This window comes from Halomonas sp. XH26 (genome assembly GCF_024138895.1).
Classification (GTDB): domain Bacteria; phylum Pseudomonadota; class Gammaproteobacteria; order Pseudomonadales; family Halomonadaceae; genus Vreelandella; species Vreelandella alkaliphila.
Genome location: NZ_CP071889.1, coordinates 4,082,605 through 4,102,370 on the forward strand (window position 1 = coordinate 4,082,605; position 19,766 = coordinate 4,102,370).

The window sequence follows — 19,766 nt, forward strand, 5'->3', positions numbered from 1 at the left end:
CAGACTCAAGCGGTCAGCGCTTCGGAAAGGCGGTTCAATCGACCACGTACCGAACCGTCAATAACGGTATCGCCAGCACGTAGGATGACACCACCAATAAGCGTCTTGTCCACTTGAGTAGTAATGGAGATTTCGCGATTCAGACGTTTCTTAAGCGCGTTCGCTAGCTTGGTCTGCTGTGCGGCAGTCAGCTTATAAGCTGACGTAACCGTCACATCAACACGCTGTTCATATTCGGCACGTAAGTACTCGAACTGTTCAGCAATGAAGGGCAGTGCTAACAAACGACCTTGGTCAGCCAGGGTATCCAAAAACCGCGACAGGTCTTCCTGCTTTTCGGGCAACATATCCGAAAGCAGCGCTACCTTTTTGTCGTTTTCAAGTTTTGGACTACCCAACAGACGACGTAGATCGCTGTTAGCTACCGCAGCGCTTAAAAAACCAAGCGCTTGGGTCCAACTATCAAGCGCCTTATGATCACGCGCGTATTCAAACGCCGCCTTAGCGTAAGGACGAGCGACGGTAAGTAATTCCGCCATGGGTCACCTCCTTACAGTTCAGCAGCAAGCTCATCAAGTAACTTGCGATGTGCTTTCTCGTCGACCGAAGCTTCTAGCACACGCTCGGCACCAATAATGGCAAGATGAGAAACTTGGGCACGAAGCTCGTCTTTTGCACGATTAACTTCTTGCTCAATTTCAGAACGTGCACTAACCATGAGGCGTTCGCCTTCGGCGCGGGCCTGTTCGCGTGCTTCTTCAACCATTTGAGCAGAGCGCTTATTGGCTTGCTCGAGGATTTGAGAAGCCTGCTCCTTGCTTTCACGCAGTGTTTGCTCTGCACGTTCTTGAGCAAGCTCAAGATCGCGAGTAGCACGGCTGGCTGCGTCTAAGCCATCAGCAATTTTCTTTTGACGCTCGTGAAGCGCGTTGCTGATCGGAGGCCACACATACTTTATGCAAAACCAGACAAAGATCGCGAAGGCGATCGTCTGCCCGATAAGCGTCATGTTGATATTCACAGGGATGTACCTCTGACAAGTTCGTGGCGACCGGAGTGAAACAAAACCGAGCGGGACTGCCGCCCGGCTAAGCTGTCATTAACCGGCAACAACGAAGATCAGGTACATCGCGATACCAACACCGATCATCGGTACGGCATCCAGCAGACCAGCCATTAGGAAGGTTTTGGTTTGAAGTTGGTCACCAAGCTCCGGCTGACGAGCCGTAGATTCGATCAATTTGCCACCGAGGATAGCGAAACCGATACCGGTGCCCAGAGCGCCTAAGCCGATCATGATGGAGGCAGCAATGTAGATTAGTTCCATGGTAATGCTCCTAGTTTTTCAAGTTAAAGGTCAAGGTTGAGGGTTGATGTTAAGGGTTAATTTCTAACAAGCAGCACGTCTTAGTGATGCTCGTGCGCAGCGCTTAAATACACCACTGACAATACGGTAAAAATGAATGCCTGAAGAACGACAATCAAGATGTGGAAAATCGCCCACGGCACGTCGAGTACCCAGATCGCCCAGAACGGCAGCATAGCAATCAAGATAAAAATAACTTCACCGGCAAACATGTTACCGAAAAGACGCATCGCCAAACTAAACGGTTTAACAAGTAGGGCAACGATTTCAAGCAGCAAATTGAAAGGAATCAAGGCCCAATGGTTGAAAGGTGTCAATGAAAGCTCTTTGGCAAAGCCACCAACGCCTTTCACCTTGAAGCTGTAGTAAAGAATCAGACCGAAAACACCCAGTGCTAACCCCAATGTGGCATTAACATCAGTAGTCGGCACAATCTTCATGTAATCGACGCCCAGTTTACTGAACAACACTGGGAAATAGTCGACCGGGATAATTTTCAGCGTGTTCATGAACAGAATCCACACGAACAACGTTAATGCAAGCGGTGCAATAATCGGGTTATGCCCTTTAAAAGCCCCTTTGATCATATCTTCAACAAATTCAAACACCATCTCTACGGCATTTTGCAGTCCGCCTGGCACGCCAGTGGTTGCCATTTTACCAGCTTTACGGAAAAGCCAGATAAACAACAAGCCCATCGCAATGGACCAGCCCATGGTATCCAGATGGATAGCCCAAAAGCCCATCTCACTCGCTTCTTCTGCCGAATGTGCCAGCGACCAACCATTTTCTGGATGCTTGCCAAAGGTTAGGTTCTGCAAGTGGTGCTGGATATAGTAAGTCGTTGAGACTTCGTTTCCTGCGGCCATAGACATGTCACCTCAATTAGTTGTGCGATTCCCTAGCATTAGCCATGGTGCTAACCAATGCGTCAGAACAATCGCAACGTAAGCGCAAAAAAAGAAAGCGGGGTTTGAGGGGGGCACTACAACGAACACCAATGAAAAAAGTGCCACCGTCAAACCAAACTTGCCTGCTTCGGCGCGAAATAGGTCCATTGCGCGCGGAGCGCGATGCCTTGTTCGAAAAATTCCCATTCGCTGTATAAAAAAAATGTGCGGCAACAGCGCCACTAATGCTCCTGTAACTACCGACAATACGCCTGCCATATGAGCAACAGGGAAAGCCAATAGCATACCGACAAGCGTCATTAGCAGCTGAATTGCTGTCAGCCTGAAGAAGTAAGCTTTTCGCCGTTGGGTCTCAAGTCGCTGCATAGTTCTTCAGATAGATCTTCAGCACATGATTCCCCAGCACAATAAATGAGTCACGCTTACAACTTGTTGCTCAATAAAACATCAGTCACCTGCACAAATCTTGCGCGATTATAGGGAAGCGCTATCATACCTTCAACCGAAGTTGCGCCGATTTCGCGCGATTCAGTGTCGACTTGCGACCAAAGGGTTAAAATAAGCGTCTATTTAGTAAGCCTGCTATTTAATATGCGCTAGAATCCCATCGAGCTCTTCAAGACTGGTATAACGAATTGTCACTTTCCCCTTCCCTTTTTGCCCGTGATCAATAGAGACGGGCGCGCCAAGTAATTCCCCCAGATGTGTTTCAAGTCGTGCAACATCCGGTGTTTTAGCAGTACGCGGCGGTGTCTGGGCAGGCGTCTGGTTAGCTTGGACTTTTTTAACCAACGCTTCTGTGTCACGAACGGTCAAATCATTATTGACCACTTCATGGGCAATTTGGCGTTGCTGGGTACTAGTAAGCGATAGCAGGGCTCGCGCATGCCCCATATCTAAATCGCCACGTTCCAGCAGCGTTTGCACCTCAGGGTCTAACGCTAACAAGCGCAATAAATTGGCGACTTGAGTGCGTGATTTACCAACTGCATCAGCAATTTGCTGCTGGGTAAGTTCAAACTCATCGCCAAGGCGCTTTAAGGCAAGTGCTTCTTCAATGGCATTAAGGTTTTCGCGCTGGATATTTTCAATCAGCGCCAGTGCAAGTGCTACTTCATCACTGACATCGCGAATAACGGCGGGAATAACATCTAATTCAGCCAACTGCGCAGCACGCCAGCGGCGTTCACCCGCGATAATTTCATAGCGGTTTTCACCCACTGGGCGAACCACAATAGGCTGCATCACCCCTTGTGCACGAATGGAATCGGCAAGCTCTTCCAATGCTTCTGGCTGAATATCCCGACGCGGCTGATATTTACCACGGGTAAGTTGGCCAAGAGGTAACCGTTCTAGCCGTTCAGCCGCCGCTTCTTCCGTTGGTGCTGCAGGCAGCAGTGCCGTGTCTGCACTATCCAGCGTCACGCCACCGGTAAGATCTAAACTGTCACGACGACGGGCGCCCGCACCAATCAGGGCATCCAGGCCACGTCCTAGCGCGCGTTTACGCGTCATTCGCTTCCCCTCGTACTTTTTACGTTACAGCGATAGCCGCCGAATCATCTCTTTTGCAAGCACACGATAAGCCTGGCTACCCCGCGAAAAACGTGCGTATTGAGTAACAGGCAAGCCATGGCTTGGTGCTTCAGCAACCTTTACATTGCGCGGAATGGTTGTTTTTAACAGCGCATCGCCAAAAAAATCTCTCAGCTGTTTGTCAACTTCACGCGTCAAACTGGTGCGCTTATCGTACATAGTACGCAGAATGCCAGAAACGGCTAGATCAGGATTAACACTCTGTTTAATCTGCTCAACAGTATCCAGCAGCGCTGATAGCCCTTCCAATGCGTAGAATTCGCACTGCAAGGGAATAAGCACACCATTGGCGGCTGTCAACGCATTCACGGTAAGCATATTCAGCGACGGCGGGCAGTCAATGAGGACGACATCATAGTCATCTGCCACCGTCTGCAGTGCTAACGACAAACGACTTTGCCGCTGGTCACTATCGAGCAGCTCTACTTCAGCGGCTGTTAAGTCGCCATTACCTGGTAGGACGTCGTATTTCACTGGAAGCCCGCGAACAATGGCATCGCTTGCGCTTGTTTCTCCCAGCAACACATCAAGTACACTTTTTTCGAGTGCGTACTTGTCGATGCCACTGCCCATGCTGGCATGCCCTTGTGGGTCTAAGTCTACCAGCAAGATACGACGATCAAGTGCTGCCAAACTGGCGGCGAGATTAACGGCTGAAGTGGACTTGCCCACACCGCCTTTTTGGTTGGTCAGGGCAATGATCTGGCTCACTACTCAACTCCTTTTGGGGTCAGAATCAACAGCTGCCGCTCGGCCGTCTCGAAGGGTACACGCAGTAGGTGACGCGCCTGGAGCTCAACATAGTCAGGCAACTCCCGCAGTTCATCATCAGCGCCAGGGCCTTTCATAGCAAGCCACTGCCCATGAGCTGCCGGTAGCGCTCGGGTTAGCGAGATAAAGTCTACCAAGCTGGCAAAGGCTCGGGAAATCACTTGATCAAACGTCTGGCCATTGAATTGCTCGACACGCGCTTGAGTTGGCGTGACGTTGGTCAACGCTAACTCCATCACTGCTTGACGTTGAAAGCGAACTTTTTTGCCATTGCTATCGAGTAGCGTTACCTGCAGTTCAGGCTTCATGATAGCAAGCACAAGGCCAGGCAAACCGGGGCCAGCGCCTACATCAAGTATCTGTGGCCCATGAACATAAGGTGCGACAGCAGCACTATCCAACACGTGCCGTGAGACCATCTCTTCAACATCGCGTACAGCGGTGAGGTTATAAGCCTGATTCCACTTGTGCAACAGCGCGAGCAAGCCTAGCAGCTGTTCGCGCTGTTGTGGGGTTACAGTGGCTCCTAGTGCTGCTAATCCTTCTTCTAACCGAGGGGCAACGGTTTCAGGCAAGCTGTTAATCAACGGCGTTAATTGACTCATCCGTTAACGACCTCGGTAATACTGACTAAGCGACGTTTTTTCAAATGTATTAGCAAAATAGAGACAGCTGCAGGAGTCACGCCTGAAATTCTAGCCGCCTGCGCCAGGGTTTCAGGACGCGTTTCACTAAGCTTTTGGCGGATCTCATTGGATAGTCCTTCTACCCGTTGATAATCCAGCTCGGCTGGCAGCGGTGTTGCTTCATGGCGCTTGAGCTTATCGATCTCATCCTGTTGACGGTCGATATAACCCTGGTATTTCGCGTGAATTTGTACTTGCTCGGCAACCGCTTCATCGTCAACACCACCGCTTTCAATGCCAGGCAGCGATGTAATATCTGAATAGCTAAGCTCTGGGCGCTTTAACAAGTCACTTAAACAGTATTCTCGGGGAAGCGGCCTACCAGTTTTTTCAGCAATTTTCGCGGCGGCTGGTGTATTGGGCTGCACCCAAACAGTAGCTAACCGTGTTGTTTCACGCTCTATGGCTTCGCGTTTCTGGCTAAACAACGCCCAACGTTTGTCATCGACTAACCCAAGCTCACGCCCTTTTTCCGTTAAACGTAGATCAGCATTGTCTTCGCGTAGCAGAAGACGGTATTCCGCACGCGAGGTAAACATGCGGTAGGGCTCTTTGGTGCCCATAGTAATCAGGTCATCCACCAACACACCGAGATAAGCTTCATCACGGCGGGGATGCCACGCCTCTAACTGTTTGGCGCGACGAGCGGCATTCAAACCTGCCAGCAACCCTTGAGCTCCAGCCTCTTCGTAGCCGGTAGTACCATTAATTTGTCCGGCAAAAAACAGGTTGTGGATAAATTTAGTTTCCAGGGAGTGTTTTAAATCCCTGGGATCAAAAAAGTCGTACTCGATAGCGTAGCCAGGCCGTGTGATATGAGCGTTTTCTAACCCTTTAATTGAGCGAACCACTTGTAGCTGAACATCGAAAGGCAACGACGTCGAGATTCCGTTGGGATAGAGCTCATGGGTATCCAACCCTTCAGGCTCGATAAATACCTGATGGCTTGATTTGTCGGCAAAGCGGTGAACTTTGTCTTCAATCGATGGGCAGTATCGCGGACCAACACCTTCGATCACACCGGAATACATAGGCGAGCGATCAAGATTCGCCATGATGATTTCATGGGTGCGCTCATTAGTGTGCGCTATGTGGCAACTCACCTGCTGTGGATGCATCTCCCGTGAACCAAGGTATGACATGACTGGCGTTGGGGTGTCGCCTGGCTGTTCTTCCAACGATGTGAAGTCAACGGTTTTGGCATCAATTCGTGGAGGCGTCCCGGTCTTTAGCCGATCAACGCGAAACGGTAGTGCGCGTAAGCGTTCAGCTAGCGCGTTGGAAGGCGGGTCACCGGCGCGGCCACCGCGGCTTTGATCTAACCCAATGTGGATAACGCCACCCAAAAACGTACCGGTTGACAGCACAACGGACTCCGCATGGAAGCGGATGCCTGTTTCGGTCACAACGCCTCGAACAGTGTTGTTATCCACAACCAGATCGCCAGCGGCTTGCTGAAAAATCGTTAAGTTCGGCTGGTTTTCCAGCATTCCCCGAATAGCAGCTTTGTAGCGAATTCGGTCTGCTTGAGCACGTGTTGCTCGAACGGCTGGACCTTTACGAGCGTTCAATACCCGAAACTGGATGCCGCCTAAGTCCGTGGCTAGCCCCATTGCACCACCGAGTGCATCAATTTCTTTTACCAGGTGGCTTTTGCCAATCCCACCAATCGCTGGATTGCACGACATTTGGCCGAGCGTTTCGATGTTGTGGGTTAGCAATAGGGTTTGACAACCCATACGAGCAGAGGCCAATGCGGCTTCGGTTCCCGCATGGCCACCGCCGATGACAATCACGTCAAAGCGGTCGGGATAGTTCAAGAGGCACCTCGTCTTGCGCCGTTTGGCACGGATGATGTGAGTCAGTATTGGTTCACTGATTGAGTAAGCCCGCCAGTATAAACCTCCTGTGGGTAACCGTCAGGTTTTTCCACACCCCAAGCTAAGCATCAATCTATTATTAATAACAAAATAAAAATATATAAGAGAAGTTCTGTTGATGTTGTAACTACTAGTGTGGACAAAATCTGTTGATAACCTAAATAAACCAATATATTTCAGTTGCTTAAATTGTTAGTTTCTGCATGATTAAACGGAGGAGTACCTGCGCAGAAGCGGTGCTACTCCTGTGGATGAAAGTGCAACTTACACACAGGCATGACAGACAACGGGTTATCCACCGACCCATACCGAGTTTGTTACCGCACCTGTGAACAAGTGCGATTGGTATCTTATAAAGACCTGGTTAGCGCTCATGCTAGGCGTCGTAGCGCGATATGATGCAGCGTGTAAAAAATAGTATCCACAGGCAAAAAAAATGGCCTGTCGCGATGACAGACCATTTTACGGGGCAAAAATGGGCAAAAAAGTCAGATTAATTCCGACATTAATGCTTCAAAACACGTGCAAGGAAGGATTGTGTTCGCTCATGTTGTGGCGTATCGAACAGTTGCTCGGGAGGGCCTTGCTCGGCAATTTCGCCTTTATGGATAAAAATAACGCGATCTGCCACTTCACGGGCAAAGCCCATTTCATGGGTCACTATCACCATGGTCATGCCTTCTTTTGCAAGTTCACGCATGGCATCCAGCACTTCACCAATCATTTCAGGATCAAGCGCTGATGTAGGCTCGTCAAACAGCATCAGGCGGGGTTCCATGGCTAACGCCCGGGCTAATGCCACACGCTGCTGCTGCCCACCCGAGAGCTGGCTTGGGTACTTATCTGCTTGGTCGGCAATACCAACGCGCTCTAACAGTCGTTCAGCGGTCTCTTCGGCATCTTGGCGGCTCCATCCCCGCACTTTCATGGGCGCAAGGGTAACGTTGTCGCGCACGCTCAAGTGGGGAAAAAGGTTGAATTGCTGAAACACCATGCCGACTTCAGTACGGATAGTTTGCAGCGCTTTACTGCTTTTACCATTGGGCAGTAATTGGTTGCCATCAACATCAAGAGAGCCGGCTTGAAACTCTTCTAAGCCGTTGATACAGCGGATGAGCGTTGATTTACCAGAGCCACTGGCACCGATGATAACGACGACTTCACCAGGCACAATTTCAAGATCAACATTATTGAGTACGTGCAGGCTGCCAAAATGCTTATTGAGCTGCTGCATACGCACAATTGGCGATTGGGTAGAGGTCATTGCACGTTCCTTATTGTCCTGCGAGGCCTCTGCGCTCAATTTGGCGCAGAATCAAAGAGAGAGTCCAGGTGATGGCAAGGTACATCAGCGCCACCATGAAATAGACCTCTAGTGCGGTAAAGGTAGTGGCAATATAAATTTGCCCTTGGCGGACTAATTCACCGACCCCGATAACAGAAAATAGCGAGGTATCTTTGATACTGATGATGCCTTGGTTACCCAGTGGAGGAATCATGCGCCGTAGAGCTTGGGGCCAAATTACGTAGCGAAAAGATTGAGTTCGAGACAAGCCTAGCGAAAGTGATGCTTCTCGCTGGCCACGTTCGATAGACTGCACGCCGCCTCGTACAATTTCAGAGATATAAGCCCCTGAATTAATGGCGATCGCGGCAATGCCAGCAACGAGTGCGTTGATCGGGCCTCCCAGCAATTGGGGTAAGCCATAAAAGATAAACAGAACCTGCACTAAAATGGGCGTGCCGCGAAACACTTCGACGTATAAAACTGCTGGCCAGCGCAGCCAGCGCACTGGGCTAATACGTAATAAACCAAAGAATATGCCAATAAAGAAGCCGATCGCTAGGCCGCCGAATGATATAAGCAGCGTCCAAGGAATACCTGGTAACAGATAAGGGATCGACCCAAAAGCGGCCGACCAATCAAACTGAAAGTTAACGTCCACGCGTTATCTCCAGAAAAATAAACAACGACACAGGGCCGGGGGTATAGCCGCCCGACCCTGAGATGAAAAGCGCTCGTTAGTGATAGCGAACAGCGATGTTATTCAGCGCTGGGGGCTTCACCAAACCACTTTGTGTAGATTTCATCATAGGTGCCGTCTTCGCGCATGGAAGCAAGTGCTTCGTTGGTAGGTTCTACCCACTCGCTGCCTTTATGGAAAACGATACCGTACTGCTGGCCTTCATACAGCGGGCCAACCACTTTGGTACGGCCTTCGCCACGGGTTTGTGAGAAGTAGGCAACGTTAGGGGCGTCGTACAGCACGGCATCAACGTTGCGCCCTAACAGCGCCATGTACATATCGGCGGTGCCTGGATAGGGAGTAATGTCGGCATCTTCACCGAGCTCCTGTTGAAGGAAGTCGTAGCTGGTAGAGCCGATTTTGGTGGCAATGGTGAGACCCGCTAGGTCCTCAAGCGAAGAGACCTCTTCGTTGTCGGCGCGCACGATAATTTGCAGACCTGAGTCATAGTAGGGAGCGGAAAAGTCGACAACTTCGGCACGCTCATCTGTAATGGTGATGCCTGCAAGGGCGATTTCCTGGCTGCCGGTTTGGACGGCGGGAATGATGCCAGAGAATTCCATAGTGGTGAGGTTAACCTCAAAGCCTGCACGTTCGGCGACTGCGTTGATGATATCCATATCGAAACCGATCATTTCGCCAGTTTCTGGATCCATCATTTCAAACGGTACAAAGCTTGGGTCAGTGGCCACATTGACAGTAGGCGTTTGTGCAAACGCGACAGTGGTACTGCCTAAGCCCAGTGCAAGGGCGGTAGCAATGACAGATTTTTTTAGTAGGTAATTCATTCGTTTCCCCGTGTTTTATTTGGTTAGCGACGCGATTTAAAGAAGATTTACTCTTATAAATTCCGTCTGCAACCGTTATTGACCTTTTAACCTTGGCGAGAAACCACCAAGGCGTCAAGTCACGGGGAGGGGGTTGTTACCAACGTTGGTTAGACCATGAAGGAAGCTCCACAGCCACAGGTGGTCGTAGCGTTGGGGTTTTGAACACGAAAACGGGCACCTGCTAACCCTTCTTCATAGTCAATGGTTGAACCCACCAAGTATTGGTAGGAGAGAGGATCGACGACGAGGATCGCATCGCCAAATTCAATTAACGTGTCGTCTTCGGCCACGTTTTCAGCAAAATCAAACCCATACTGGAACCCCGAGCAGCCACCACCGGTGACATAAACGCGGAGTTTCAGCGCAGGGTTAGCCTCTTCTGCTATAAGTGCTTGGATGCGTTTCCGAGCACTATCAGACAATAGTAGAGGCGTTGGAACAAAAGCTTCTGCACCGCTCATGGGTACCTCCCGCGAGCTTTAAGAACGAATAATCGGCATCGGAGTGTGATTATGGGTAATTCCCAGCAAAATGGTCAACTATTGTGTTGGGGTATCAAGCAGAGGGCAGCTCGCCGAGGAGGCGCTTTGAATCCTTCCTTGGACGCTACATTTGCCTTCCCTGGCAAATGACCTCCTCTTTGAGCTGCCCTCTGCATGCTGGTATTTGGTGTGATTCAAGGCATCAACGCTGGGGCGTTGAGGCCCATATTTTCTTCAAAGCCAAACATGAGGTTGAGGTTTTGAATCGCTTGGCCTGATGCGCCTTTAACGAGGTTATCAATTACCGAGAGCACTACTACGGTATTGCCATTGCCAGGACGGTGAACAGCGATTCGGCAGGTATTGTTGCCTTTGACGCTGCGAGTTTCCGGATGACTGCCTGCAGGCATGACGTCAACAAACGGCTCGTGGGCGTAACGCTGCTCAAAGAGTGCCTGTAAATCGCCTGGCTCTTCAGTCAGCGTACTATAGAGCGTGGCATGAATGCCGCGGATCATAGGCGTTAAGTGCGGCACAAAGGTAAGCCCCACGGCGTTTGACTGCATATCGCTCAAGCCTTGACGAATTTCAGGCAAATGGCGATGTCCGGACGCACCGTAGGCTTTCATCGATTCGCTGGCTTCGGCTAGCAGCGAGGCAACTTTGGCACCACGGCCTGCGCCGGTAACGCCTGATTTGCAGTCCGCGATTAACTGGCTTGCGTCAATCAAACCAGCTTCCAAAAGCGGCAGATAGCCGAGTTGAACAGCCGTTGGGTAGCATCCTGGTACGGCAATTAAGCGGGCCTTTTTGATTTTCTCACGATGCATTTCTGGCAGGCCATACACAGCCTCTTTTAGCAGTTCCGGCGCGCCGTGGGGCTGGTCGTACCACTGGCTCCATTCGGCGGCGTCGCGCAGCCGGAAATCCGCAGATAAGTCGATTACTCGCGTGCCATTGTCGAGCAGTTCGCCTGCTAGTGCATGGGCGACCCCGTGGGGTGTCGCAAAGAACACCGCATCCATTGCACCCAGTTTCTTGGCGTCTGGCTCGCTAAACGTGAGCGCATCATAGTGGCCGCGCAGGTTGGGATACATATCGCATACCTTCACGCCTGCTTCCGAGCGCGAGGTAATGGCTTCTACGCTTACCTGGGGATGCTGGGCAAGTAACCGTAACAGCTCAACGCCGGTATAGCCGGTACCGCCTACAATGCCAACCTTAATCACAAACCACTCCTTGCGCATTACGCACAGTCAGACCCAACAATAATTAACAGCCTAATGAGATACCTCAGGCTGTTGAACTGTAGCTAGCTATGATACACAAGAGAGCAGGCGCGTAAGAGCGCTATAGGGAAACAGGCATATGTTCACTAACGCGAACATGATGCGTAAAAGCGAATAATAGGCGCAAGGACGGACGTTGTGGCACGTTTTTCCCGGTCAGATTTCACCTTGGAAAGTTTTCGTCGCCAGCTGGCGAATGTTGATGCCCTGCCTCAGCTGTGTGTGCTGGGGTTAGTGTCTGGGGTGATCACAGGCGCGGTGATGGTGGCTTTTCGCTTATTGCTAGAGGTAGGTGCTGCCCTTTATATGCCTGAGGGCAATCCTGAGGCCTTTGAAGGGCTCGCGCCATGGCTTCGTGCGCTGCTGCCGATAATTGCCGTGACGCTGATTGGCACGCTGCTCTATCGGCAAAAGGCCGCTGCCCGAAAGTTAGGTGTTGGCCATGTTATTGAGCGTCTCACCTATCATCAGGGACGTTTCCCTATGCGCAACTGGCTTAACCAGTGGTGGGTGGGCGTTGTGTCTGTGCTGGGTGGCCTCTCAGCAGGGCGTGAAGGCCCTGCCATTCATCTGGGCGCAGCGGCCTCCAGTGGTCTAGGTCTCAAGCTTCGCTTGCCCAATAACAGTTTACGGGTGCTAGTTGCTTGCGGTACGGCGGCAGGTATATCTGCATCATTTAATACGCCAATCGCAGGGGTGATTTTCGCCATGGAAGTGGTGATGATGGAATACACCCTGATGAGCTTTATGCCGGTGATACTCGCCTCTACCATGGGGGCATTGGTCGCTCAATTGGTGTATGGCAATGAACCGGCGTTTCGCATTCCTGAAGTTGCCCTTGGCTCGCTAATGAACGTGCCTTGGGTGGTTATTATTGGTTTGGTAATCGGCCTGCTGGCGGGCTTATTTATTCATATTTCGCGTAGCCAGTACTTACAGCAGTGGCCGCTATGGCTTAGGTTAGGTGCTGTTGGGGTGATAACGGGCGCTGTTGCGTGGTGGTTTCCTGAAGTGCAAGGCATTGGTTACGACAGCGTTGCGGCTATGTTGAATAATCAGCTAGCGATTACCGTACTGTTGGCATTGATGATTGCTAAGTTATTGATTACTGCCCTCACCGTGGCAGGTGGTGTTCCAATCGGCATTATTGGCCCCGTGCTAGTGGTCGGCGCTGCCACCGGTGCTCTAGGGGGAATGCTGGGCGGTTGGGTATGGCCAGATAAAGCGGCAGACCCTGGCATTTATGCCATGCTGGGCATGGCGGCAATGATGGGCGCTGTATTGCAAGCACCGCTTGCCGCTTTGATGGCGTTGCTTGAACTAACGCATTCGCCACATATTATGTTGCCGGGCATGCTCGTTGTGGTGGTTGCCTGCCTAACATCCCGTCAGCTTACCGGTTGTGAGGGCTTTTTTATTAGCACGGTGCGCTACGGCTTGCATCCGTTACAGCAGCCTTTAATGCAGGCGCTTTCGCGGGTATCGGTGCCAGCGGTAATGGAGCGCCACTTGGTACGCACAGATCGAATGATTACGCCTGATCAGGCACGGCGTCTGTTGGAAACGAATCCTGTGTGGCTAGTGATTGAGCGCTCCAGTGCAGAAAAACCAGTGCTGGCGCTTAAAGCCGCTGAGCTTGCGCGTTGGTTACTGGAGCATGATGAAGCACTGCAAGACGAAGCCCCTCCAGAAGACGAGTTCATTGATTTGCTTGAGATCCCTGGGCAACGGCTTGAAATGGCACCTATCGGATTACAAGCAACGCTATCGGAAGCGTTTCTAAAACTTCAGGACAATGCGCTAGGTGCACTCTATGTCGTGCATGGCTATCGGCCAAAGCAGCAGCGAATTTCAGGTATCATTACGCGTGGCGCTATCGAACGTTATTATCACTACACTGACCCCCGCGGTGCTGATTCCCAGCAATGAGCCCAACGCCTAAGGAGAGACCATGTATTTATGGGTAAAGGCCATTCATTTGATGGCGGTTGTTACCTGGTTTGCCGCGCTATTTTATTTACCGCGACTGTATGTGTACCACGCCATGGCGCGGGACACAGGCGATGAGCAAGCGATCACTTACTTTAAAACCATGGAGCGTAAGCTTTACCGTGGAATTATGACGCCATCGATGATCATTGTGCTGATCTTTGGTGGCTGGATGCTTTATCTCGTGCCCGCTTGGTTTAGCCAAGGTTGGATGCACGCTAAGCTGACGCTTGTCGCTCTATTAATCGCTTACCACCATGTTTGCTTAATTTATTTGAAGCAATTTGATCAAGCCCGCTGCACCAAAAGCCATGTGTTTTTCCGCTGGTTTAACGAAGCGCCCGTGATTGCGTTAATCGCGATTATTATCCTGGCGGTGGTGAAGCCCTTTTGATGCGCCATCCTCTTCCTCCCGTTGTTTTAGTGTTAGCTGGCCATGACCCCACCGGGGGGGCTGGGTTAGTGGCTGATAGCGAAGCGATAGCTGCCTGTGGTGGTTGGGCAGTCACCATTCCAACCGCACTGACCGTTCAAAATTGCCATAACGTGATACGCACCCTGCCTGCAGATCCTGCTGCAATGCGGCAAATGGCTGAAGCGTTAGGTGATATGCAAATTGCGGCTATTAAGTTGGGGCTGTTGGCTGATGAGGCGACGCTGCGCGCAGCGGAACAAATTATCCGCCGTTTTCCAGGAATTCCCGTCGTCGCAGATCCGGTATTAAAAGCAGGTGGCGGCGCTAAGTTATCCACACCCGCTTTGCAGCAACTTTATATAGATCGTTTGCTACCGCTTGTGGATATCGTAACGCCCAATCGGTTTGAGCTTGCTGCACTGACGCCTGAGATAACCGACCCTTTGGATGACACAGCACGTGCTGTTGCGTTGCTGGCGCAGGGTTGCCAAGGTGTCCTTGTGACCGCCACCGACGATCCACTCCCGGGTAATACGCAACAGGTTGTGCATACGCTGCACTCTCCTGACACTACGCGCCAATGGCAGTGGCCACGTTTGCCTGAAGTATTTCACGGATCAGGCTGTACATTAGCCTCAGCGCTTGCGGCTCGTTTAGCCGTTGGTGAGCGCTTACCAACTGCCTGTGAGCAAGCCCAGCACTTTACCTGGGAGAGTTTGTCTCATGGTTATCAGCCCCCTAGCGGACAGTGTTTACCGAAACGCTTGCCACGCCCCGTACGCTTTTGATCTCATTGGCAGTAAGCCATTAATATTGAGGATGCCATGACCACATCTGCAGAACTATTTGACCTTGCCAGTCGTCACATTCCGGGGGGGTTAACTCTCCTGTTCGTGCTTTTAAAGGCCTACATCGCCCGCCTGTTTTTATGGAACGTGCTCAGGGTGCCTACTTATTCGATGTGGAAGGTAACCGCTACGTAGACTATATCGGCTCATGGGGACCGATGATCACTGGACACGCCGATCAGGATGTACTGGCCGCTGTGCGAGCGCGGTTAGATAACGGCCTCTCCTTTGGTACTCCGACCGCTGTCGAAACCACCATGGCTGATCTGATCTGTGAAATGATTCCTTCCATGGAAATGGTGCGTATGACCAGCTCGGGCACCGAAGCGACGATGTCGGCCATTCGACTTGCGCGCGGAACAACGGGACGCGACAAAATCGTCAAGTTTGAAGGCAATTATCACGGCCACTCGGATTCATTGCTCGTCAAAGCGGGCTCCGGCGCGTTAACCCACGGGGAACCTAGCTCACCAGGCGTACCCGCATCACTCGCTGAGCACACCATCACGCTTTCGTATAACGACCCTGAAGGGGTGGAAGCGTGTTTTGCAGAGATCGGAGAGCAAATTGCCTGCATTATCGTGGAGCCGGTGGCGGGTAATATGAACTGCATTCCTCCCCAGCCGGGTTTCTTGGAAACGTTGCGCCGGGTGTGCAATGAATCCGGCAGTATTTTGATTTTTGATGAAGTCATGACCGGTTTTCGCGTCGCTTTAGGTGGCGCTCAGGCACATTACGGCGTAACGCCTGACCTTACCTGCTTAGGTAAAATCGTTGGCGGTGGCATGCCCGTTGGGGCGTTTGGCGGTAAACAAGAAATTATGCAGAATATCTCGCCGCTGGGGCCGGTTTACCAAGCGGGTACGCTGTCCGGTAACCCGCTGGCCATGGCTGCAGGGGTCGCTCTGCTAACCAAACTAAAGGTGCCGGGTTTCCATGATGCGCTGACTCAACGGGTGCAAACGTTGTGTACCGGCTTGCAAGAGCGTGCCAATGCTGCCCGCGTACCGATGATGACCCAATCCGCAGGTGGCATGTTTGGCGTTTTCTTTACGTCGCAATCCCGTGTAGATAACTTCGCCCAAGCCACTGCTTGCAACCCCGATGCTTTCCGCCGCTTCTTTGGTGCTATGCTTGATCACGGTGTGTATCTCGCACCTTCTGCCTATGAAGCTGGCTTTATGTCGAGTGCCCACACGCCAGAAGATATTCAGCTAACGTTGGATGCTGCAGAAAAAGCCTTTGCCGTTATGTAACATAAAGTAAAGCGCCTGCTACACTGCAAGAGCCGCTCCTATTGAGCGGCTCTGTGGTTAGTGAGGTAAACACATGATGAAACGACAATTGGCTCGGCACTCTTCACGCTTTAACGGCATATTGTTAGCCGCTGTTTTCACCCTTGGTCTACCGTTAACGGGGATGGCCGCACAGGAGCAGGATATGACTCAAATCCATATCACCATGGGTGGCACACCTGGCGCGGAATTCTCAGCCCAATGGCGCATTACTCATAACGATGAAACCATTAATCACCCCGAAACACGTGGCACCGTACCCGCTGAATTTACCTTTGAAGGCACCACGCTTGAAGGTACGGTAAAACTGCTCAGCGAAGATGATCGGTTAGACGTGGATATCTTGAAAGGTAATAACCGCTCGCGCTCCTCTACCCAAGGAAAAGGCGGCACGTTAACGGTTACAGTACGTTAACGGTTATATAAAAACACAAAAAACCGCCCCGAAAGGGGCGGTTTGAGAGCATTGGTTAACCAGGGATTAGTACTGGATGGTAGATGACCAGTTGCCACTTCCAGTTTGGGTTACACTTGCGTTGCTAGTAGTAGCACCAACTTGTGTAACAGTTGAAATATTAGCATTTCCAGCACTAAAGTTATTGGTTTGGTTGACGATTGCTGAATGAATCCCCATATCAGACTGTAAGATATAAGATTCGTTGACACCAAATAATCCTGCCTGATTTACCGTTGCAGAGTTATTTGTATCCATCTGGCGAATATCAGAAGAAGAGCCACCTAAACCTGACTGAGTCACAAGGGCATCGTTATCATTACCATTTTGTTCAATGTTAGAATATGCAGAAGAACCAAGCTGACTGACTGAGGCTTCGTTTCCACCACCGATTTGTATTACATCTGAGTCATTACCAAGGCCAAACTGAAAAACATCAGCTTCATTACCAGGCACTAAACTGTTGCCAGCTCTGAATTGATAAATCTCAGATGTGTTATTTACACCAACATCAATATAGCTAGCTGTGTTATTATTTCGTTGTTGGTTGATAGTACTATCGCCACCAGAACCAAGTTGGAAAGAGTTGGCTACGTTTGTACTTCCTGTTTGGCGAATAGCGCTGTCATTTGAAAACAAAACCTGCACAGATGTTGCTTGGTTACCTGCTGAAATACCTCCAGGACCACCTTGGTTAATTAGAGAGCGATTATCTGTGCCAGCCTGTAGTATTAACGCACTATTATTTTGTGAATTTAGCTGTTGAACACGACCTTTGTTAGCGGTGCCTGTTTGAATTATATCTGCTGTAGCAGACTGACTTGTTATTTGATCAACTTCAGCAGCGTTATCACTACCAAATTGATCAACATATGATTGCAGTGGGTTACCAGTAAAACTAGATTGTTGTTGAGATACAGTAGCTTGGTTTCCTACACCTCCTCCCTGTAAGACACTTGACCAAGTATCACCATTAAAAACAGGAGATGACTGGGTTACACTAGAACTATTAGATGATGAGTCACTTGGAGCAGCAATATTGTTTAGATCATTCCTTTGTGAGTTCATAGTGCTGAAAGCACTAGAGTTGTCTTCAACGTTGCCCCATGCATCGTTATCAACTGATGAGGATGTGTCATCTACACCCCAGCCACCAGTTGCAGGAATTAATGCTTGAGCATAAACTGAACCCCCAAATGCTAGGGTTACAGCAGCGGCTAGAGCAGTCATTTGAGTCTTCATTTTGTTTCCCCTTTTTCGACCATCTTGCTTTTGGTTGTCTATTGAGCTGCAGATGGCGGCTCAATAGGTATCGATAGTGACTGGACGTGCACTGCCCGAATTATTTTGTTGCTGGACACTAATGCCGCGTAAGCCACTGCCCGATTGTGAAATCGTAATATCACCGCTAAAACCTGTTTGATATATATCTGCTCTGAGTGAAATTGAATTACCTTGTTGATAAATGTTGGCGGAATGGTTGTTTCCTAATTGCCAAATAAAACCAATATTATTGCCATTGCTTTGTGTAATATTAGCTTCATTGTTATTTCCACGTTGATGAATGTGTGAAAAGTTAGCGAATTGATAACTAGCTGAACGTGATTGAGTAACGCTGGCTTTATTACTGTTACCCTGTTGCTCAATTACACTAATATTGCTTTGTAAAAATGAAGTATTTATCTCATTTACATACTGAGCAATTCTTGGGTTATCTGCTTGAGCTACCATCATATTTGTTACCAGCAAGCCGATAGTTAGAAGCAAAGCTCTACATCTTTTTTGGTTTGCATTGCTCTTAGTGAAATGCAAGCTTGAAAGTTTCATTTCTTGCCCCTTTTGAAACTTTGTGTGTCTTTATGTTTCATGAGTTGAGTTTGGACCATTTAAGAAATGGTGCCATAAGAATATTTATTAATTTTTCGATTATTTTTTTAATACTTTTTTATATTTATGGATTAAAATAGTAATAACGTATTGATTACATTATCTACTTTTGAGATTTAATGTACTTAGATAATAAAAAAGCCACTCAAAGAGTGGCTTTTAATTTTTTTGTAATAATGTTCCCTTGTAAGAAAGCTACAGCATGGGAATTGGAGCATTCAAGTAGTCATTTAAAATGGATTCTTGAAGGCTGACTCCCGGCGCAAGATTCCATAGTCGATTTTCAATGCCTCTGGCAATAAGATGAATAACGGCAGACTCTATTGCTGACATTACTGCGAGCTGGACAGGTTCATTAGCCGTAATGCCAGCCTCAGCTTCTAGTAAGCGGCTAAAATCAATAAAGCGATACACGCCTGCTCGTAGTTCTTTTGAATAAATGGTCTTGGTCGTGGTGACGTTGGCTAATATTTCACCGGTTGATATTTCTACCGCGCGTAAATTAACCGTCACCTGATCGACCTGATACTGGCCTGATGCCCCAATGCCAAAATATTCAGCACCTGCTCCCCCAGTTCGTATGTTCGATTCATAAGCAATAATGCCGCCTTCTAGCATGACTGACGCTGCTCTTAACGATGGCAGCGTATCGGGCTGTCCAAAGCGTTCGAACTCTGCGCGAATAATGCGGCGTTCAGTTAACAAGTTTTGAAGCCCGACGCGCTCAAGTGGAATAAACCAGCCCGAGTCAGATAGCGAACCGGTAAGCATCGCTGCTGCCCCCTGTGTTACCGCCGTTGAGAATGTGCTGGCAGGGGCTGGCCGGTATTGTCCTGTTTGATCGCGGAAATCATAAACAGAGACAAAAATCTTTCCTGATGGTGGCGGGAGCGATACAAGATCCTGATACGTAGCTCCTCTGGGTGTGAGTGTTGCTTCAGCACCTTCTAAATTTTCAGACGTTGCCACCATTCCTGCACAGCCACTCAGCAGGCTAGCGATGACAATTGAGGCGATAATTTTCATAATGATCCCCTGAC

The 19,766-nt window shown here is 49.9% G+C and carries 21 protein-coding genes and 1 pseudogene; 5 read left to right on the plus strand and 17 right to left on the minus strand.

Annotation, left to right across the window (positions count from 1 at the left end; translation table 11 throughout):
- Nucleotides 1-5: 5 nt before the first annotated feature.
- From J4377_RS18655 to argC, 14 genes are all read right to left on the minus strand, one after another.
- A complete protein-coding gene (locus J4377_RS18655; RefSeq protein ID WP_038479854.1) occupies nucleotides 6-539 on the minus strand; it encodes a F0F1 ATP synthase subunit delta in 534 nt (177 codons plus the stop codon).
- 11 nt (nucleotides 540-550) lie between these two features.
- Nucleotides 551-1,021 (minus strand): F0F1 ATP synthase subunit B, encoded by a 471-nt coding sequence (locus J4377_RS18660; RefSeq protein ID WP_038479857.1) that lies wholly within the window; start codon nucleotides 1,019-1,021, stop codon nucleotides 551-553.
- Between the two features lie 78 nt (nucleotides 1,022-1,099).
- A complete protein-coding gene (atpE, locus tag J4377_RS18665) occupies nucleotides 1,100-1,327 on the minus strand; it encodes a F0F1 ATP synthase subunit C (protein WP_038479860.1) in 228 nt (75 codons plus the stop codon).
- Nucleotides 1,328-1,407: 80 nt separating this feature from the next.
- Nucleotides 1,408-2,235, minus strand: a complete 828-nt coding sequence (gene atpB, locus J4377_RS18670; RefSeq protein WP_038479865.1) for a F0F1 ATP synthase subunit A — start codon at nucleotides 2,233-2,235, stop codon at nucleotides 1,408-1,410.
- A 12-nt stretch (nucleotides 2,236-2,247) separates the two neighbouring features.
- Nucleotides 2,248-2,643 carry an ATP synthase subunit I gene (locus J4377_RS18675; RefSeq protein WP_038479868.1) on the minus strand — a complete coding sequence of 132 codons (396 nt, stop codon included), beginning with the start codon at nucleotides 2,641-2,643 and terminating at the stop codon, nucleotides 2,248-2,250.
- A 216-nt stretch (nucleotides 2,644-2,859) separates the two neighbouring features.
- Nucleotides 2,860-3,792: a ParB/RepB/Spo0J family partition protein gene (locus J4377_RS18680; protein ID WP_198348736.1), complete on the minus strand. Its 933-nt coding sequence runs from the start codon at nucleotides 3,790-3,792 to the stop codon at nucleotides 2,860-2,862.
- A 24-nt stretch (nucleotides 3,793-3,816) separates the two neighbouring features.
- On the minus strand, nucleotides 3,817-4,584 hold the full coding sequence (locus tag J4377_RS18685; protein ID WP_095603362.1) for a ParA family protein: 768 nt from the start codon (nucleotides 4,582-4,584) through the stop codon (nucleotides 3,817-3,819).
- Nucleotides 4,584-5,249, minus strand: coding sequence for a 16S rRNA (guanine(527)-N(7))-methyltransferase RsmG (gene rsmG, locus J4377_RS18690; RefSeq protein WP_038479877.1), 666 nt, complete (start codon nucleotides 5,247-5,249; stop codon nucleotides 4,584-4,586). The genes J4377_RS18685 and rsmG overlap by 1 nt, the downstream gene beginning before the upstream one ends.
- Nucleotides 5,246-7,150, minus strand: coding sequence for a tRNA uridine-5-carboxymethylaminomethyl(34) synthesis enzyme MnmG (gene mnmG / locus J4377_RS18695; RefSeq protein ID WP_253486350.1), 1,905 nt, complete (start codon nucleotides 7,148-7,150; stop codon nucleotides 5,246-5,248). The genes rsmG and mnmG overlap by 4 nt, the downstream gene beginning before the upstream one ends.
- Before the next feature lie 565 nt (nucleotides 7,151-7,715).
- Nucleotides 7,716-8,474 carry an amino acid ABC transporter ATP-binding protein gene (locus J4377_RS18700; protein ID WP_038479881.1) on the minus strand — a complete coding sequence of 253 codons (759 nt, stop codon included), beginning with the start codon at nucleotides 8,472-8,474 and terminating at the stop codon, nucleotides 7,716-7,718.
- 10 nt (nucleotides 8,475-8,484) lie between these two features.
- The gene (locus J4377_RS18705; RefSeq protein WP_038479884.1) at nucleotides 8,485-9,156 is read right to left on the minus strand and encodes an amino acid ABC transporter permease; all 672 of its coding nucleotides are present in this window, start codon (nucleotides 9,154-9,156) and stop codon (nucleotides 8,485-8,487) included.
- 98 nt (nucleotides 9,157-9,254) lie between these two features.
- Nucleotides 9,255-10,025: a transporter substrate-binding domain-containing protein gene (locus J4377_RS18710; RefSeq protein ID WP_038479887.1), complete on the minus strand. Its 771-nt coding sequence runs from the start codon at nucleotides 10,023-10,025 to the stop codon at nucleotides 9,255-9,257.
- A 149-nt stretch (nucleotides 10,026-10,174) separates the two neighbouring features.
- Nucleotides 10,175-10,528 (minus strand): iron-sulfur cluster insertion protein ErpA, encoded by a 354-nt coding sequence (gene erpA, locus J4377_RS18715; RefSeq protein WP_038479889.1) that lies wholly within the window; start codon nucleotides 10,526-10,528, stop codon nucleotides 10,175-10,177.
- Nucleotides 10,529-10,743: 215 nt separating this feature from the next.
- The gene (gene argC / locus J4377_RS18720) at nucleotides 10,744-11,778 is read right to left on the minus strand and encodes an N-acetyl-gamma-glutamyl-phosphate reductase (protein ID WP_120386005.1); all 1,035 of its coding nucleotides are present in this window, start codon (nucleotides 11,776-11,778) and stop codon (nucleotides 10,744-10,746) included.
- 198 nt (nucleotides 11,779-11,976) lie between these two features.
- Here argC and J4377_RS18725 point away from each other — a divergent pair, with 198 nt between their 5' ends.
- The 5 genes and pseudogenes from J4377_RS18725 (at nucleotide 11,977) to J4377_RS18745 (ending at nucleotide 16,800) form a co-directional block, all read left to right on the plus strand.
- On the plus strand, nucleotides 11,977-13,767 hold the full coding sequence (locus tag J4377_RS18725; protein WP_038479895.1) for a chloride channel protein: 1,791 nt from the start codon (nucleotides 11,977-11,979) through the stop codon (nucleotides 13,765-13,767).
- Between the two features lie 22 nt (nucleotides 13,768-13,789).
- Nucleotides 13,790-14,221, plus strand: coding sequence for a protoporphyrinogen oxidase HemJ (hemJ, locus tag J4377_RS18730; protein WP_038479899.1), 432 nt, complete (start codon nucleotides 13,790-13,792; stop codon nucleotides 14,219-14,221).
- A complete protein-coding gene (locus J4377_RS18735) occupies nucleotides 14,221-15,030 on the plus strand; it encodes a hydroxymethylpyrimidine/phosphomethylpyrimidine kinase (RefSeq protein WP_038479901.1) in 810 nt (269 codons plus the stop codon). Before hemJ ends, J4377_RS18735 begins: the two co-directional genes overlap by 1 nt.
- A 36-nt stretch (nucleotides 15,031-15,066) precedes the next feature.
- Nucleotides 15,067-16,346, plus strand: a pseudogene (gene hemL, locus J4377_RS18740) (glutamate-1-semialdehyde 2,1-aminomutase).
- Nucleotides 16,347-16,419: 73 nt separating this feature from the next.
- On the plus strand, nucleotides 16,420-16,800 hold the full coding sequence (locus tag J4377_RS18745; protein WP_253486351.1) for a hypothetical protein: 381 nt from the start codon (nucleotides 16,420-16,422) through the stop codon (nucleotides 16,798-16,800).
- 66 nt (nucleotides 16,801-16,866) lie between these two features.
- On the opposite strand, the gene J4377_RS18750 is transcribed toward J4377_RS18745, so the two are convergent.
- The 3 genes from J4377_RS18750 to J4377_RS18760 all read right to left on the minus strand — a co-directional run bounded on the left by J4377_RS18750 (nucleotide 16,867) and on the right by J4377_RS18760 (nucleotide 19,752).
- On the minus strand, nucleotides 16,867-18,081 hold the full coding sequence (locus J4377_RS18750) for a hypothetical protein (protein ID WP_120386003.1): 1,215 nt from the start codon (nucleotides 18,079-18,081) through the stop codon (nucleotides 16,867-16,869).
- Nucleotides 18,082-18,141: 60 nt separating this feature from the next.
- On the minus strand, nucleotides 18,142-18,666 hold the full coding sequence (locus tag J4377_RS18755) for a hypothetical protein (RefSeq protein ID WP_120386002.1): 525 nt from the start codon (nucleotides 18,664-18,666) through the stop codon (nucleotides 18,142-18,144).
- Nucleotides 18,667-18,921: 255 nt separating this feature from the next.
- Complete coding sequence (locus J4377_RS18760; RefSeq protein ID WP_009723337.1) at nucleotides 18,922-19,752, minus strand: CsgG/HfaB family protein; 831 nt, start codon at nucleotides 19,750-19,752, stop codon at nucleotides 18,922-18,924.
- Between the last annotated feature and the right edge of the window lie 14 nt (nucleotides 19,753-19,766).